Below are 14,034 nucleotides of genomic sequence, written 5' to 3'. Positions count from 1 at the left end.
TTAGGAGGAGATGACTATGGAATTGCGAGGAGCGCTAACAGCTCTGTCAACGCCGTTCAAGAACGGTGAAGTTGACGAGGAAGCCTATCGCGCGTTCATCGAATGGCAGATCGAGCAAGGCATCGACGGGCTCGTTCCCTGCGGAACCACGGGCGAAGCCGCTACCCTGGACCACGACGAACAGGGACGTGTCATCCGCATTTGCGTGGAACAGGCCAAGGGCCGGGTGCCGGTCATTGCCGGAGCCGGTTCCAACAACACCCGTGAAGCCGTGTATCTGACCCGCCTTGCCAAGGAGGCCGGGGCCGACGGTGCATTGCAGATCACGCCGTATTACAACAAACCCACTCCTGACGGCCTTATTGCCCATTTCAAGGCGATTTCCGAGGAAGTCCCCTTCCCCATCGTCGTGTACAATGTTCCCGGGCGTACCGGCCTGAATCTGCTTCCCAAGGATTTGAAACGCATTGTGGATGCGGTTCCCGACGTCATCGGCGTCAAGGAAGCCACTGGCAACATGATCCAGGCAGCTCAGGTCGTGGAGGAATGTGGCAAGGACTTCACCCTGCTTTCCGGCGACGACTTCACCGTGCTGCCCCTGCTGTCCGTGGGCGGACGTGGCGTCATTTCCGTGGTGTCCAACATCATGCCCGGGGAAATGGCCGGTCTGTGCAAGGCATGGGAAGAACGCGACATGGAAACCGCTCTTGACCTGAGCCTCAAGCTGGCCCCGGTCAGTCGTGCCATGTTCATGGAGACCAATCCCATTCCCGTGAAGACCGCCCTGTACATGAAAGGCATCTTTTCCTCCGAGGATTTTCGTCTTCCTCTGGTCAACCTGCGTTCCGAGAACAAACCCAAACTGGAAAAAGTGCTCAAAGACGCTGGTCTATTGTAATATTCGAAAGCCCCTGCCGTTTGGTCGGGGCTTTTTTTCGAGTCATCTCCGGAAAGGACGGGCTGCGGCCCGTCCTTTCTTTTTTGCTCGCTCCCAACTTCGGAATCCGTTTTTTCTCAGGAAGAAAAAACAAAAGCCCGACGGGGGGTCCCGCCGGGCTTGAGTACTTTGCGCGTCAGACTCGTTCGATTAGGCGGAGAAGGCCTTTTCGAAATTGGGGACGACCTGCTTCTTGCGGCTCATGACGCCGTCCAGCCACACGGACTTGCCGTCGACGGACACGCCAAAGGCCTTCTGAACGACGGTAGCGTCGTCGGAAGCGATCAGCATCTCGGAGCCTTCCTTCATGATGTCGGTCAGGAGCAGGAAGACGGAATGACGACCGTCAGCCTTCACCTTTTCGATCTCGGCCTGAAGGGCTTCCTTGTGGGCGTCCAGCATGGACAGATCAACCACTTCCAGCTGGCCGATGCCGATCTTGTTGCCGGACATGTCGAAATCCTTGTAGTCACGGAACACCAGCTCGCTGGGAGCAGCGCCGTCAACAGCGGATTTGACCTTGAACATTTCCATGCCCAGAGCGTTCACGTCGGCAACGCCGGCGATCTTGGCCAGAGCTTCCACAGCGGCCTTGTCAGCGTCGGTGCAGGTCACGGACTTGAACATGACGGTGTCGCTCAGGATGGCACAGAGCAGGATGCCAGCGATGTTGGCCGGAACCTCGATGCCGTAGAAATCGTACATGGCCTTGATCACGGTACCGGTGCAGCCCACGGGCCAGACCCACATTTCCAGCGGATTGGGGGTGGTCACGTCACCCAGCTTGTGGTGGTCCACAACGCCCAGCACTTCACCCTTGGCCAGATTGTCGAGGGACTGGTTCAGATCGGAGTGGTCAACCAGAATGATCTTCTGATCGGTGGCATCGGTCACGATTTCGGGAGCCTGCAGGCCGAATTTCCCCAGAACAAAGGCGCTTTCGGGAGCGAGTTCGCCCTGAGCGATAGCCTTGGCTTCCATGCCGCGTTTGGTCCACAGGTCAGCGACAGCGATCGCGGAAGCGATGGTGTCGGTATCGGGATTTTTGTGTCCAACTACCAAGATAGCCATATCAAGTCCTCCTAGATTGAATTACCCGTGATTAGGTTAATTTGTCTCTCAAGACAGAATGTGCCAAATATCACAAACACTCGGACATGCCAAGTCAAAACCGACCCCATATCATAATTCCGACAGCAATTGCGATACCCGTTCCGAGCACGGCATACACTCTGGACAGACGCAAAGCCATGAATCCGCCTAGGGATGCGGCGATCCACAGGTGCGCCCAGGAAACATCAATGCGCGAAAGAACACCCGGAAATGCTTGAAAAAATATTTTGAATCCAAATTGAAGCAACATGGTTGCAACGAAAAAGCAAACCCAGGAAGACAGGAAAGTGAGAGCCAGAGAACGAGCAACAAGCATGGCGGGAACATGGTCCTGCTCCGGATGCCGGGACCAGTTCAGCAATTTGTTATAGCTCCAACGGGCCTGATCCCTGAGCATGGCTTCAACCTTGGCTCCCAGCCATGCCAGAGGCATGCTGGCGAACAGCACGCCCATGATTCTGGCGGGCTGTTCCAGCCCGAAATAGGTCGTGAGCGCAAGTGCGGAAAAGGTGGCGGCAGTCAGATGAGGCGGCAGAAATGTGCCCGCAGGGATGAGATCGAGCCAGAAAAGCTCAAAAAAAACAGCTATATAAAGACTTGTCGTAAAGTCCCCTGAGTACACCCCCCCAAAACAGGCCGACAACAAGAGGACGTTCCAGCAGGCCAAGACTTATGGAGTATCTGAACAGGGAAAACAGGGCAAAAAAAAAAGCAGCCAAGGCAAACCACACTGTTGCGTCGTATATGACCATGATCTAAAACCTCACCTGCACCGGATCATTGGGGACACACCGGAAATCCAGGGTAACTCCCTGCCGTTTCAGCATTCTCAGACATCCTTCATCCTCTTCCGACAGAGCGACACTGGGAGAAATCTGTTTTTTCCCGGGGGAATAGTGCACATTCCCGATATTGAGCTGCTCAAAGGAGAACCCATGCTCGTAAGCACGCTTGGCATCCGAGCATGTGGAAAAAAGCACAAGCAGGTCTTCCGGCTTGCCGGGCAGCGAATCTATTTCGGAGGCAAGAGCTTCGACAGGCACGAAAAGGCTTGCCGTGGTCGCTGGAATTGCAAGGGACATTATCTCCTGCTGCAAAATGTCTCCGGCCAGTTCGTCGTTTGCCACGATCACCATGCCTGCTCCGGTGAAGGGCAGCCAGGTTTCAATGATCTGACCGTGAATAAGCCGGTTGTCTATGCGTACCAGAGTGACGGTCATGGCTACTTCCTCGTTTTGCGACGCAGCATGGCTCCGGCAACCATGATGCCCTGCTGTCCGGCATCCTTTACAGTGCTGGCCAGCTTTTCCAGATTCATCTTGCGTCCCTGAATGGCGGATATGACCATGGGCAGATTCACGCCGGTAACAACCTCGATGGTTTCGGATTTGAGCAGCGAAAGGCTCATTGTGGTGGGAGAACCGCCAAAAAGATCCGTCATGATCAGAACGCCGCATTGATCCCCGGCATTTCGGATGGCTCCTCTCACCTCTTCCAGAGTTTCATCAACGCCGCGGTTGACGTCCACCCCCACGGCAAAGCATTTTTCCTGTGGTCCCAGAATGGTCTGGGCCGCCTGGACAAGTTCATTCGCCATGCCGCCATGGGTTACCACCACAATACCGACCTGGCCTCCTCCGCACGATTTTTTCTGCTTTGCTGCCATGAATCAACCCAGTTCAAGGTGCCTGTGTTCGATGGATGCCGCGTAGCCCTTGTCCTTGAGCCGTGCATACACGGCTTCGGCCACGGCAACGGACCTGTGCCTGCCGCCAGTGCATCCCAGTGCCAACGTCATCCTGTATCGCCCTTCTTCCGCATACAGGGGAAGGATGTATTCCAGAAAATCAAGATAGCGGTCGAGAAATTCCGAGCCGGGCTGCCCTTGCAGAACATATTTCGAAACCGCTGCATCCTTGCCCGAAAGCTGCTTCAGTTTTTCATCAAAATACGGGTTCGGCAGGAAACGAAGATCAAAAACCAGATCAGCTTCCCGAGGCACTCCGTATTTGAAACCGAAGGAAATGACATGAACCCGCATTCCCTTGGCCTCTTCATCGAATGCCGCCCACTTCTCCTGAATCACGCGTCTGAGGTCATGGATGGAATACCCCGTGGTGTCGATGACCAGAGCTGCGGTCTGCCGGACGGGGTCCAACAGGTCGCGTTCCCGCTCCAGCGCCTGCTCCAGTCCCAAATCCCGGGTTTCCAGAGGATGCGGGCGACGGGTGGTGGCGTACCGTCGCACGAGCGTGTCCATTCGCGCTTCCAGAAAGACCACCTGAACCGCTGCCTGCTGCTCCTGCAACTGGCTGACGACGTCTTCCCAGCGCCGAGGGAAATCGGGCTGGCGCAGGTCCATGCCCAATACCAGACCTCGATGCTTTTTGTCCTGTCCGGAAAAAAGTTCGGCCAGCTTGGGCACCATGCCCGCTGGCAGGCCGTCAATGCAGAAATATCCGAGATCTTCGAATACCCGGAGAGCCGTGCTTTTTCCGGAGCCGGAAATGCCGGTGACCACGATGACGGGAAAAGTGTTGCGCGGAGACATCGCCACTCGGTTGGTTACGCGTTCTTGAGCAGGTTCCAGAGGGTATCTGCATCCACGGCATCCATGAATTCCTGTCTGAACGAGGAATCGCGCAGGAGCCGGGAAATATGCGCCAGAATGCGCAGATGCATTCCCGCCACCTGAGCCGGAGCAAGCACGAGAAAGAAGATGTGGCAGGGTTTGTGATCGAGCGCATCGAACTCCACCCCTTCGCTGCTGCGTCCCACCAGAACGAGAATCCTGTCCAGATCGTCGAGTTTGCCGTGGGGGATGGCGATTCCATCTCCGATGCCGGTGGAACCAAGCCCTTCACGTTCGAGAAGGACGCGAACGGCCTCGTTCGCGTCCAACTCGGAATATGCTTCGCCCAAGGGGGCGACAAGTTCTTTCAGTACCTCGGACTTTGTCGAGGAAACGAGGTTCGGAAAGATGAGTTTCTTGTCCAGGTAATCACCAAGTATCATGTCAGAATCCAGGTTCGATCAGTCCGAAATCCCCGTTCTTGCGCTTGTAGATGACATTGACGCCTTCGGTTTCCGCATTGCGGAACACCAGGAATTCGTGATCCATGGTTTCAAGCTGCATGGCGGCTTCGTCCACGCTCATGGGCTTTGGTTCATATTCGGAAGTCAGCTCGATCGACGGCGTACGTTCGCCGCTGAGGTCATCAAAGCTGAGGACGTTCATTTGCACGGTCTTGTTGCCGCGCGCCATCTTGCTGCGGCCCTTCATCTTTTCACGCATCTTTCTGAGCTGGGCTTCAACCTTGTCCAGCACCATGTCGATGGTGGAATACATGTCTTCGGAAGATTCGAAGGCCGAGATATGAATATTGTCGGCGGTAAGCACGATGTCCGCCTTGTGGCGAAACTTTTCTACCAGCAAATTCACCTGCAGTTCGGCAACCTCGTCGCCGGTGAAAAACTTTCCAAGCTTTTCAAACCGCTTGTTTGCATAGCCCTTGAGATGATCGGACGGTTCGAAATTCTTAAAGGTGAAGCTGATGTTCATGGTTACCCTCCTGGTTGATGATGGGTACAGACAACCTGTTAAAAAAACTGCTTGCGCTTGGAAGAGGACGGAATGTCCATTGCGGAACGATACTTGGCCACGGTGCGTCGGGCGATGTTCACGTCCAGCTTTTCCTTGAGAATCTCGCCGATGCGTTCGTCGCTCAGCGGCTTCTTGGGATCTTCCTCGGCGATCATCTTCTTGATGAGCGCCTTGACGCTTTCAGAGCCCACCTGAGAGCCGTCACCCAGGTCCAGCGCACTGTTGAAGAAAAACTTCAATTCGAAGATTCCGTGCGACGTGGACACATACTTGTTGGTGGTAATCCGGCTGACAGTGGATTCGTGCATGCTGATGTCCTCGGCGACCTCCTTGAGGATGAGGGGCTTGAGTTTGGTCACCCCGTTCATGAAGAACTCGCGTTGAAAGCGGACTATGCTCTCAACTACCTTATACAAGGTGCGCTGCCGCTGGTACAGGCTTTTCATGAGCCATGCAGCCGAACGCATCTTTTCCTGAAAGTATTCCTTGTCCTTGGCCGGAGCCGCGTCCAGGCTGTCCATGTAGAAGGAATTCATCTGCAGCCGAGGCAGTCCGTCCTCGTTCAGGATGATGACGAAATCGTCGCCGTAGCGGTACACGAAGACATCCGGGCTGACGTAATATGGTTCGGTACTGCTGAAATTAGTCCCGGGCATGGGGTCGAGCTTCTGGATTTCATCCAGATAGCCCTTGAGTTCTTCCAATGAAATCTTGAACTTGCGTGCAAGGGGCTTGTAGCGATGCTTTTCAAGGTCCTCCAGATGCTCGGTAACCAGCGAGACCAGAATGGGGTCTTCGTCCATTTTGAAAAACTCCATCTGGACCATCAGACATTCCTGCGGGGTGCGGGATGCCACGCCCACCGGATCAAGCCGCTGGATGCGTTTGATCACGGCCTCGATGCTCTCTTCCGGAGCGGAAACCATGCATTGTATTTCCTGAATGGAGGCCTGGAGATATCCCTTGCTGTCCAGATTGCCCAGAATGACTTCACAGATGGCAAGGTCCTGTTCCGTGAAATCGGAAAGATGAATCTGCCAGCTCAGATGGCCTTCGAGAGAAGGTTTCGATGCCAGACGGGCTTCAAAGGAGAGCCCTTCTTCAGGGTGGTCCGTTTCCCGGACCTGAGCCTGCTTCGAGGTACTTGAAAATTCACCGAGATAGTTTTCCCAGTCCGCATTGCGGACCAGTTCCTCGTTTTCCTGGGATTCGCTCAGCTTTTCGTTGGGGTCGCTTTCATGCTGCGGTTCGATGGGGTCCGTTTCCGATTCGTCCAGAAACGGGTTTTCCAGAAGTTCCTGCTGAACCGTTTCAACCAATTCCAAACGCGAGAGTTGCAGCAGCTTGATGGCCTGCTGCAACTGGGGAGTCATGACCAGTTGTTGCGAAAGCTTGAGTTGTTGTCTGAGTTCCAGTCCCATATTGATGCCCTGTGAACGCCGCTGAAGCCCGTTCCGGGTTGTGCTCGATTATCAAATCATGCGTTATTGTAATCCGATCGTTTGTGATACTATGCCACACACTGGGCACCCCTGCAAGACAAACCGCCTAACATGCCGTGACTATAGAAAATATACAGGCAGATACACGATATGAAAAAAGTGTACCAAACCTTTCCGGGAGGTGTAAATCGGGAAAAGGGGAAAAAACGCGGAATCCGCTTTTACAGGCGAAAATCCTCGCCGAGATATATCTGCCGAGCCTGACTGTTCTGGACGATTTCCTCGGGAGCTCCCTCCAGAATGACCGCGCCTTCGTAAACGAGATAGGCGCGGTCGCAGATACTCAGGGTCTCGCGCACATTGTGGTCGGAAATCAATACGCCGATGCCCATGCTCTTGAGCACGGAAATGATTTCCTGAATGTCGATGACCGCAATGGGGTCAATGCCGGCAAACGGTTCGTCGAGCAGGATGAAATCCGGGTCCAGAATCAGGGCCCGGGCGATTTCCAGACGACGACGTTCGCCGCCGGACAGGAACATGGAGGCCTGATCCTGAAGTTTGGTGATGGTAAACATCTCCAGCAGCTCGTCGGCGCGGGCCCGCTGCTGAGCCCGGGTCATGTCGGTCTGTTCCAGAATGATCTCCAGATTCTGGCGGACGGTCAGCTTCTTGAAGATGGAGCTTTCCTGGGGAAGATAGCTCACGCCGAGGCGTGCGCGTTCATGAAGAGGAAGGCCGGTGATGGGCTTGCCATGCAGCGACACCTCGCCGGCATTGGGTTTGACAATGCCGACAAGCATGTAGAACGTCGTGGTTTTCCCCGCGCCGTTGGGACCGAGAAGTCCCACGACTTCCTTGGGATTGACCTCAAGGCTGATGCCGTGCACCACCTCGCGTTGGCCGTAGCGTTTGGCCAGCCCTTTTGCAGCAAGTCCTTTGGACATTTTCGTTAGTCCACCTTGATCTTGGGAGTCAGGAAGATGGCTTCAACGCGCTTCTTGCTGCCGCCCACGACTTCGCTGCGGTTTTCACGCACGTAGAAATTGATGACTTCACCGGCAATGGAATTGGGACCGTCCTTGAGAACCGGATTTCCCTCCATGCGAAGCAACTGCTTTTCCACATGGTAGGTGACGGTTTCACAGGAGCCTTCCGTGTTGTCCTTGCGAGCCCGGACATTGCCGTTGGCCACGATACGGTCAACGCTGTCCACGCTGAACGCCTTGTCATTGGCCGAGGAAAAGAAGGCGGAGAGTCTGTCCGCATCGAGGATCAGCTTGCCGTGCCTGGCCTTCACATTGCCAACAAAGGACACGACCTTGTTTTTTTCATCATAGGTCATGCGGTCGGCCGTAATCTTGACCGGGGCCTTTTGGGGATCAGCTCCCAAAGGCTTGACTGCTGCCGGAGGTTCCACGGCCACCGCCGCAGTCAGTTCGCCCTCCCCTTCGGGTTCGGGGACGGCTTCCGGCTGTTTTGCCGGAGTATTCACGACTTTCGCGGACTCGGGAACGGCAACCAGATATTTGGCATTGGCATATCCCAAGGCGCGTTTTTCGTCCCTGACGGTTTCCTTGAGATCAAACACGGCAATCCATCCATCCCTGGCAAAATCCACGCGTACCTGTTCCCCCTTGGTCAGGGTCAGCACATGCGCGGACTTGGGACTACGCGCCTCTCGCACATTGAGATTCACCGAGGCGGCCCGAATTTCTCCCCACTCCCCGGCCATGGCGGAAAAAGCGGCGAGAAACGTCAGCAGTATGGCGAAAGATGCGATTCGGGTCGTTTTCATCGGAGAGTTACTCCTTGTTCTGTGCTTCGTAAAAGGGACTTTCTTCAATGCCTTCCGGGGCCAAAAGAGCGGTCACCCCGCCAGCCGCGATCATCTGACGCGACACGAGATCGATTTCCACGGCCATGGCCTTCACCAGCATATCCGGCCGTTTCACGGCCACTCCGCCCTTGAGGTATACCTTTTCAATGGCACCGACATAATCAAGCTGCCCGGCATCCAGAGTAAACGGACCGAAGCGGCCCTTGACTTCATCGTGCAGCATGAGGTTGTCATTTTGCTGGTCCACTTCGCCGGTTGCCGCCTTGACATAGACTTCCTGACGGTCTTTGCCAAAATAAGCCTGCAACTGCGGTCGTTTGACCACAATATATTTCATTTCCTGATTGTATTTGGCTTCGGCCGCAAGAATCTTCCACTGCATGACCCCATCCCGGCCCTGCACCAGTTCAACATCCTCGGCGGAAACCGTGGCATTGGCAACGGCGCGTTCTGCCTGGGAAACAACGGGACGGACCTGCTTGGCAGGCCGAGGCGGAGTGGAAAAAAAGTACGCCTTGACAGCAATGCCCAGAGCAAGCCCCGAGGCGAATATCAGGAGTAGAACCAGAGCAGGACGCCCTTTCATCTAGTCAGCCCACTTTTGCCAGAGACCGTCCAGCAGGCCCTGTGCGTCGAGGATGAATTGCACGGCCTCGCGTACAGCCCCATGCCCTCCGGCTCGGGTGGAAACCCAGTGGGCTTCCTTGAGAACCTCGGGCACAGCGTTATTCACGGCCATGGAAAGCCCGACTTTGCGCATGACACCCACATCGACCCAATCGTCGCCCAGAAATGCGGCCTGATCCGCAGTGACGCCGACCTTTTCGCACATTTCCTGAAACAGCGGCAGCTTCCGTCGCTTTCCCGGATAGTAATGTTCTATGCCGAGTTCGCGGACACGGGTTTCCACGGCCTTGTGGTTCAGGCCGGTAATCACCCCGACCTCCACCCCGGCGGCCTGCGCCAGCTTGATGCCGAGACCATCCTGAACATTGAAGCGTTTCATGACTCTGCCATCGGCATCGTAATAGAGACCGCCGTCCGTAAGCACGCCATCGACATCCAGCACGAGCAGCTTGATTTTCGCGGCTCTTTCCCTTGCATTATCCGGCATCGGAAATCTCCCAGAGGGCCTTGAGGCGACGCAGCACCTTTTCGACATCCCGCAGAGCCAGACTGTTGGGGCCGTCGCAAAGCGCCTTGTCCGGATCGGGATGCACCTCCATGAACACGCCGTTCGCGCCAGCGGCCACGGCTGCCCCGGCCAGTACCGGGACATACTGGCGCTGGCCTCCCGAAGCGGTGCCCAGTCCGCCGGGCAACTGAACGGAATGCGTGGCGTCGAACACCACGGGCACGTCGAATTTGGCCATTTCCGGAATGGACCGGAAGTCCACCACGAGATTGTTGTACCCGTACGTGGACCCGCGTTCGGTCAACCAGACGCGGTCATTGCCGGAATCCCGCACCTTCCGAACTGCGTTTCGCATATCCCAGGGGGCCAGAAACTGCCCCTTCTTGATGTTGATGATGCGTCCGGTCCCTGCTGCGGCAACCAGCAAGTCGGTCTGGCGGCAGAGAAAGGCCGGAATCTGCAGCACGTCCACGACCTTGCCGACAATTGCGGCCTGATCCGGGACGTGAATGTCCGTAATCACGGGCAAACCGGTTCTGTTCCTGACTTCCTCCAGAATTCGAAGCCCCTCCTCCATGCCCGGCCCGCGGTAACTGGTTACCGAAGTCCTGTTGGCCTTGTCGAAAGAGCTCTTGAATATCAGGGGAAGGCCGAGGCCTCCGGCGATTTCCGCCAGAGCCTCGGCCGTTTCAAGCACTATTTCCCGGCTTTCGATGACGCAAGGACCGGCAATGATGAACGGGCCTTCCTTGCTCGCGGTGTACAAATCCATGAAGTGCTACTTGTCCTTGTTTACCTTTGCGGCCTTGATGAACTCCCTGAACAGGGGGTGCGGACGCATCGGGGTGGACTTGAATTCCGGGTGGAACTGGCAACCCAGGAACCAGGGATGATCAGCAATTTCCACGATCTCCATCAGGGATTCGTCCGGAGCCGTGCCGGAAAAGCTCAGACCGCCCTCTTCGCAGCGCTTGATGAATTCGTTGTTGAATTCATAGCGGTGACGATGGCGCTCGTCGATGTTCACGGTCTGGTAGGCTTCATACGCCTTGGTGTCCTTCCTGAGCTTGCAGGGGTATGCGCCGAGACGCATGGTGCCGCCCTTGTCGGAATCCTCGTCGCGCACTTCGATCTTCTTGGTGCGGAAGTCGTACCATTCCTTCATCAGATAGATGATGTTGTGCGGAGTGTCGGGATCGAACTCCTCGGAATGCGCGCCTTCGAGACCAAGCACGTTGCGGGCGAATTCAATGCAGGCGCACTGCATGCCGAGGCAGATGCCGAAAAAGGGCACCTTGTTTTCGCGAGCATACTGGATGGCGAGAATCTTGCCTTCCACGCCACGGGCTCCGAAGCCGCCGGGAACCAGAATGCCATCCAGTCCCTGCATCTTCTTGGCCACGTTCTTGGCCGTGACCTTTTCGGAGTTCACGTATTCCAGCTCGACCTGCACCTCGTTGGCCACGCCACCGTGAATCAGGGCTTCGTGCAGGCTCTTGTAGGCCTCGGTCAGGTCGACGTACTTGCCGACAATGCCGATCTTGACCGATCCCTTGGGGTTCTGGAGAGTGTGCACGAGGTTCTGCCAGGAAGCGAGCTCGGCATTCTTGGCCGGAAGACGAAGCAGGATGGCAATCTTCTGATCCACGCCATCCTCGTAGTACTTCAGCGGCACTTCATAAATGTTTTTGACGTCAATCGCGGAGAACACGGCATCCGGATCCACGTCGCAGAACATGGCGATCTTCTTCTTGAGGCTGTCGTCCAGAGTGACCTCGGAGCGACACAGAATGATGTCGGGCTGAATGCCGATGCTCCGCAGTTCCTTGACGGAATGCTGGGTCGGCTTGGTCTTGAGTTCGCCCGCCGCGCGCATGTAGGGGACCAGAGTAAGGTGAATGTACAGGACGTTTTCCCGGCCCAGATCGTTCTTGAGCTGACGGATGGCTTCCAGAAAAGGCAGTCCCTCGATGTCGCCCACGGTACCGCCGATTTCGATCAGGGCCACGTCTTCGCCGTTGGGCATGTTGATGACGGCTTCCTTGATCTGGTCGGTGATGTGCGGGATGACCTGAACAGTGCCGCCGAGGTAGTCGCCGCGGCGTTCCTTCTGAATGACGGTGTTGTAGATGGAACCGGAAGTGTAATTGTTCTTCTGGCTCAGGGACACGCCCAGATAACGCTCGTAATGGCCAAGGTCCAGGTCGGTTTCGGCGCCGTCGTCGGTCACGTACACTTCACCATGCTGAAACGGGTTCATGGTTCCCGGGTCGACATTGATGTACGGATCAAGTTTCTGAATGGTTGCCTTGAGGCCGCGTGCCTGAAGCAGAGCGCCGATGGAAGCGGCGGCAAGGCCTTTACCGAGAGAGGAAAGCACTCCTCCGGTAATAAAAATGAACTTGGTTTTCATGGAATTGAAAGCCCCTTGCTTGTGCTTGATTTCTAAGGGTTATCACAAAAAAAAGTCATGGACCGGCCATGTTGACGGCGGGCCGTCGGACACGTATGTTCCTCGCCATCGCCGCGCTGCGTAGAATTATGCAGGGTAAAGCCACAAAGTCAATACGAAGAGGAGAAATTCATGTCCCGCGTCAAAGCCCTGGTGATCACCGGTTACGGAACCAACTGCGAGAATGAATCCGCATACGCGGTCAAGGCTGCGGGAGCGGATTCCGCAGATGTCATATATTTCTCCGATCTGGCGGCAGGCCATGTGCGCATGGATGCCTACAATTACCTGATTTGTCCAGGCGGATTTCTGGATGGAGACGATTTGGGCGCAGCGCAGGCCGCCGCGCTTCGCTGGCGTTGGTCCAAGACCGAAAACGGCGACCCCGTTCTGAACCAGTTGAAAAACTTTTTTCAGGACGGCGGCATCATTCTCGGCATCTGCAACGGATTCCAGCTTCTGTGCAAGCTGGGACTGCTCCCGGCTGTTGGTGGAAAGTACTTTGAACGGCAGGTCTCCCTGTCCTACAACGACTCCGGCAGATTCGAGGACAGATGGGTGCATCTCAAGGCCAATCCGGCCTCTCCCTGCGTCTTCACCAAGGGATTGGACAAGCTGTATGTCCCGATTCGCCACGGCGAAGGCAAGATCATTCCCAAGGATGAAGCCTTTCTGCAGGAGCTGGTGGATGCCAACCTTGTTGCCGTCCAGTACGTGGACCCGGAATCCGGCAACCCCACGCAGGAGTATCCCTACAATCCCAATGGTTCGCCTCTGGGCATCGCCGGTCTGACCGACCCTTCCGGCCGCATTCTGGGCCTCATGCCCCATCCCGAGGCATACAACCATCCCACGAATCACCCCTCCTGGACCCGTGAAGGTGCGGACGCCCATCCTCTGGGGTTGGCCATGCTCGAAGCCGGAGTCCGCTACCTCAGGGAACTGTAAGCCCGTCATGTCCGGTTCCCGTCACATTCCGCCGACCAATCTGAATTGGCGGGAACTCATGGCCCCGGCCTTTGCCGAAGCCTGCAAGGCAGCCAAGGCCGGGGAAGCTCCCATTGGAGCCGTCCTGTTCACACTTTCCGGCGATCTGATCGCCTCGGCGCACAACGCTCCCATCGTCATGAATGATCCGACCGCGCACGCGGAAGTGCTCTGCTTGCGCAAGGCAGCGCAACAGCTCGAAAACTACCGCTTGCCGAACACCGTTCTTGCCGTAACGCTCGAACCCTGCATCATGTGTGTCGGGGCCCTGCTTCATGCCCGGGTCGCAGGCGTTGTCTTCGGAGCCCGCGACCCCAGAGCCGGAGCCCTTGTTTCCAATCTCGACGGACACGCCCTCCCCTTTGCGAATCATCACCTCTGGACAGTGGAAGGCGTTCTGGCCGAAGAGAGCTCGGGGCTGCTGAAACGGTTTTTCCTGGAACGAAGAAAACACTGACGCTTTTCCAATTTCCCTTTTGATGATCCTTGCCTGAAGAGATCCGCCGACTTCGCGTCTTCTTTCA

At 56.1% G+C, this 14,034-nt stretch carries 17 protein-coding genes; 3 read left to right on the top strand and 14 right to left on the bottom strand.

Annotation, left to right across the window (positions count from 1 at the left end):
- Nucleotides 1-16: 16 nt before the first annotated feature.
- Nucleotides 17-898 carry a 4-hydroxy-tetrahydrodipicolinate synthase gene (dapA, locus tag MPN23_RS03930; RefSeq protein ID WP_243546253.1) on the top strand — a complete coding sequence of 294 codons (882 nt, stop codon included), beginning with the start codon at nt 17-19 and terminating at the stop codon, nt 896-898.
- 189 nt (nt 899-1,087) lie between these two features.
- Here the strand turns inward: dapA and MPN23_RS03925 are convergent, their stop codons facing one another.
- From MPN23_RS03925 to MPN23_RS03860, 14 genes are all read right to left on the bottom strand, one after another.
- On the bottom strand, nt 1,088-2,008 hold the full coding sequence (locus tag MPN23_RS03925; RefSeq protein WP_243546252.1) for a manganese-dependent inorganic pyrophosphatase: 921 nt from the start codon (nt 2,006-2,008) through the stop codon (nt 1,088-1,090).
- Nucleotides 2,009-2,102: 94 nt separating this feature from the next.
- Nucleotides 2,103-2,696 (bottom strand): hypothetical protein, encoded by a 594-nt coding sequence (locus MPN23_RS03920; RefSeq protein ID WP_243546251.1) that lies wholly within the window; start codon nt 2,694-2,696, stop codon nt 2,103-2,105.
- A gap of 109 nt (nt 2,697-2,805) precedes the next feature.
- Nucleotides 2,806-3,270, bottom strand: a complete 465-nt coding sequence (locus tag MPN23_RS03915; protein ID WP_243546250.1) for a PTS sugar transporter subunit IIB — start codon at nt 3,268-3,270, stop codon at nt 2,806-2,808.
- A 2-nt stretch (nt 3,271-3,272) separates the two neighbouring features.
- The gene (locus MPN23_RS03910; protein WP_243546249.1) at nt 3,273-3,647 is read right to left on the bottom strand and encodes a PTS sugar transporter subunit IIA; all 375 of its coding nucleotides are present in this window, start codon (nt 3,645-3,647) and stop codon (nt 3,273-3,275) included.
- Nucleotides 3,648-3,719: 72 nt separating this feature from the next.
- Nucleotides 3,720-4,601, bottom strand: coding sequence for an RNase adapter RapZ (gene rapZ, locus MPN23_RS03905; RefSeq protein ID WP_243546248.1), 882 nt, complete (start codon nt 4,599-4,601; stop codon nt 3,720-3,722).
- 14 nt (nt 4,602-4,615) lie between these two features.
- Complete coding sequence (locus tag MPN23_RS03900) at nt 4,616-5,065, bottom strand: PTS sugar transporter subunit IIA (RefSeq protein WP_243546247.1); 450 nt, start codon at nt 5,063-5,065, stop codon at nt 4,616-4,618.
- Between the two features lies 1 nt (nt 5,066).
- Nucleotides 5,067-5,612 carry a ribosome hibernation-promoting factor, HPF/YfiA family gene (hpf, locus tag MPN23_RS03895; protein WP_243546246.1) on the bottom strand — a complete coding sequence of 182 codons (546 nt, stop codon included), beginning with the start codon at nt 5,610-5,612 and terminating at the stop codon, nt 5,067-5,069.
- A 38-nt stretch (nt 5,613-5,650) separates the two neighbouring features.
- A complete protein-coding gene (gene rpoN, locus MPN23_RS03890; protein WP_243546245.1) occupies nt 5,651-7,075 on the bottom strand; it encodes an RNA polymerase factor sigma-54 in 1,425 nt (474 codons plus the stop codon).
- A 242-nt stretch (nt 7,076-7,317) separates the two neighbouring features.
- Complete coding sequence (gene lptB / locus MPN23_RS03885; protein WP_243546244.1) at nt 7,318-8,043, bottom strand: LPS export ABC transporter ATP-binding protein; 726 nt, start codon at nt 8,041-8,043, stop codon at nt 7,318-7,320.
- 5 nt (nt 8,044-8,048) lie between these two features.
- A complete protein-coding gene (gene lptA / locus MPN23_RS03880) occupies nt 8,049-8,894 on the bottom strand; it encodes a lipopolysaccharide transport periplasmic protein LptA (protein WP_243546243.1) in 846 nt (281 codons plus the stop codon).
- A gap of 7 nt (nt 8,895-8,901) precedes the next feature.
- Nucleotides 8,902-9,522, bottom strand: a complete 621-nt coding sequence (lptC, locus tag MPN23_RS03875) for an LPS export ABC transporter periplasmic protein LptC (RefSeq protein WP_243546242.1) — start codon at nt 9,520-9,522, stop codon at nt 8,902-8,904.
- The gene (locus tag MPN23_RS03870; RefSeq protein WP_243546241.1) at nt 9,523-10,050 is read right to left on the bottom strand and encodes a KdsC family phosphatase; all 528 of its coding nucleotides are present in this window, start codon (nt 10,048-10,050) and stop codon (nt 9,523-9,525) included.
- Nucleotides 10,040-10,843, bottom strand: coding sequence for a 3-deoxy-8-phosphooctulonate synthase (gene kdsA, locus MPN23_RS03865; protein ID WP_243546240.1), 804 nt, complete (start codon nt 10,841-10,843; stop codon nt 10,040-10,042). Before kdsA ends, MPN23_RS03870 begins: the two co-directional genes overlap by 11 nt.
- A gap of 6 nt (nt 10,844-10,849) precedes the next feature.
- The gene (locus MPN23_RS03860; RefSeq protein ID WP_243546239.1) at nt 10,850-12,484 is read right to left on the bottom strand and encodes a CTP synthase; all 1,635 of its coding nucleotides are present in this window, start codon (nt 12,482-12,484) and stop codon (nt 10,850-10,852) included.
- Between the two features lie 171 nt (nt 12,485-12,655).
- Between MPN23_RS03860 and MPN23_RS03855 the strand changes: the two genes are divergently transcribed.
- On the top strand, nt 12,656-13,471 hold the full coding sequence (locus tag MPN23_RS03855; RefSeq protein ID WP_243546238.1) for a phosphoribosylformylglycinamidine synthase subunit PurQ: 816 nt from the start codon (nt 12,656-12,658) through the stop codon (nt 13,469-13,471).
- A 7-nt stretch (nt 13,472-13,478) separates the two neighbouring features.
- On the top strand, nt 13,479-13,967 hold the full coding sequence (locus tag MPN23_RS03850; protein ID WP_243546237.1) for a nucleoside deaminase: 489 nt from the start codon (nt 13,479-13,481) through the stop codon (nt 13,965-13,967).
- The last annotated feature ends 67 nt before the right edge of the window (nt 13,968-14,034 follow it).

The sequence above is a fragment of the Pseudodesulfovibrio tunisiensis genome (assembly GCF_022809775.1).
GTDB classification, from domain to species: Bacteria; Desulfobacterota; Desulfovibrionia; order Desulfovibrionales; family Desulfovibrionaceae; genus Pseudodesulfovibrio; species Pseudodesulfovibrio tunisiensis.
Note: the sequence above shows the minus strand (reverse complement) of the source record. Positions and strands in the feature narration are given on the sequence as shown.

Coding starts and splice junctions, on each gene's coding strand:
- dapA (WP_243546253.1), top strand. CDS start 17: ATGGAATTGCGAGGAGCGCTAACAGCTCTGTCAACGCCGTTCAAGAAC.
- lptB (WP_243546244.1), bottom strand. CDS start 8,043: ATGTCCAAAGGACTTGCTGCAAAAGGGCTGGCCAAACGCTACGGCCAA.
- rpoN (WP_243546245.1), bottom strand. CDS start 7,075: ATGGGACTGGAACTCAGACAACAACTCAAGCTTTCGCAACAACTGGTC.
- lptC (WP_243546242.1), bottom strand. CDS start 9,522: ATGAAAGGGCGTCCTGCTCTGGTTCTACTCCTGATATTCGCCTCGGGG.
- MPN23_RS03925 (WP_243546252.1), bottom strand. CDS start 2,008: ATGGCTATCTTGGTAGTTGGACACAAAAATCCCGATACCGACACCATC.
- lptA (WP_243546243.1), bottom strand. CDS start 8,894: ATGAAAACGACCCGAATCGCATCTTTCGCCATACTGCTGACGTTTCTC.
- MPN23_RS03870 (WP_243546241.1), bottom strand. CDS start 10,050: ATGCCGGATAATGCAAGGGAAAGAGCCGCGAAAATCAAGCTGCTCGTG.
- MPN23_RS03850 (WP_243546237.1), top strand. CDS start 13,479: ATGTCCGGTTCCCGTCACATTCCGCCGACCAATCTGAATTGGCGGGAA.
- kdsA (WP_243546240.1), bottom strand. CDS start 10,843: ATGGATTTGTACACCGCGAGCAAGGAAGGCCCGTTCATCATTGCCGGT.
- MPN23_RS03915 (WP_243546250.1), bottom strand. CDS start 3,270: ATGACCGTCACTCTGGTACGCATAGACAACCGGCTTATTCACGGTCAG.
- MPN23_RS03910 (WP_243546249.1), bottom strand. CDS start 3,647: ATGGCGAATGAACTTGTCCAGGCGGCCCAGACCATTCTGGGACCACAG.
- MPN23_RS03860 (WP_243546239.1), bottom strand. CDS start 12,484: ATGAAAACCAAGTTCATTTTTATTACCGGAGGAGTGCTTTCCTCTCTC.
- MPN23_RS03900 (WP_243546247.1), bottom strand. CDS start 5,065: ATGATACTTGGTGATTACCTGGACAAGAAACTCATCTTTCCGAACCTC.
- MPN23_RS03855 (WP_243546238.1), top strand. CDS start 12,656: ATGTCCCGCGTCAAAGCCCTGGTGATCACCGGTTACGGAACCAACTGC.
- hpf (WP_243546246.1), bottom strand. CDS start 5,612: ATGAACATCAGCTTCACCTTTAAGAATTTCGAACCGTCCGATCATCTC.
- rapZ (WP_243546248.1), bottom strand. CDS start 4,601: ATGTCTCCGCGCAACACTTTTCCCGTCATCGTGGTCACCGGCATTTCC.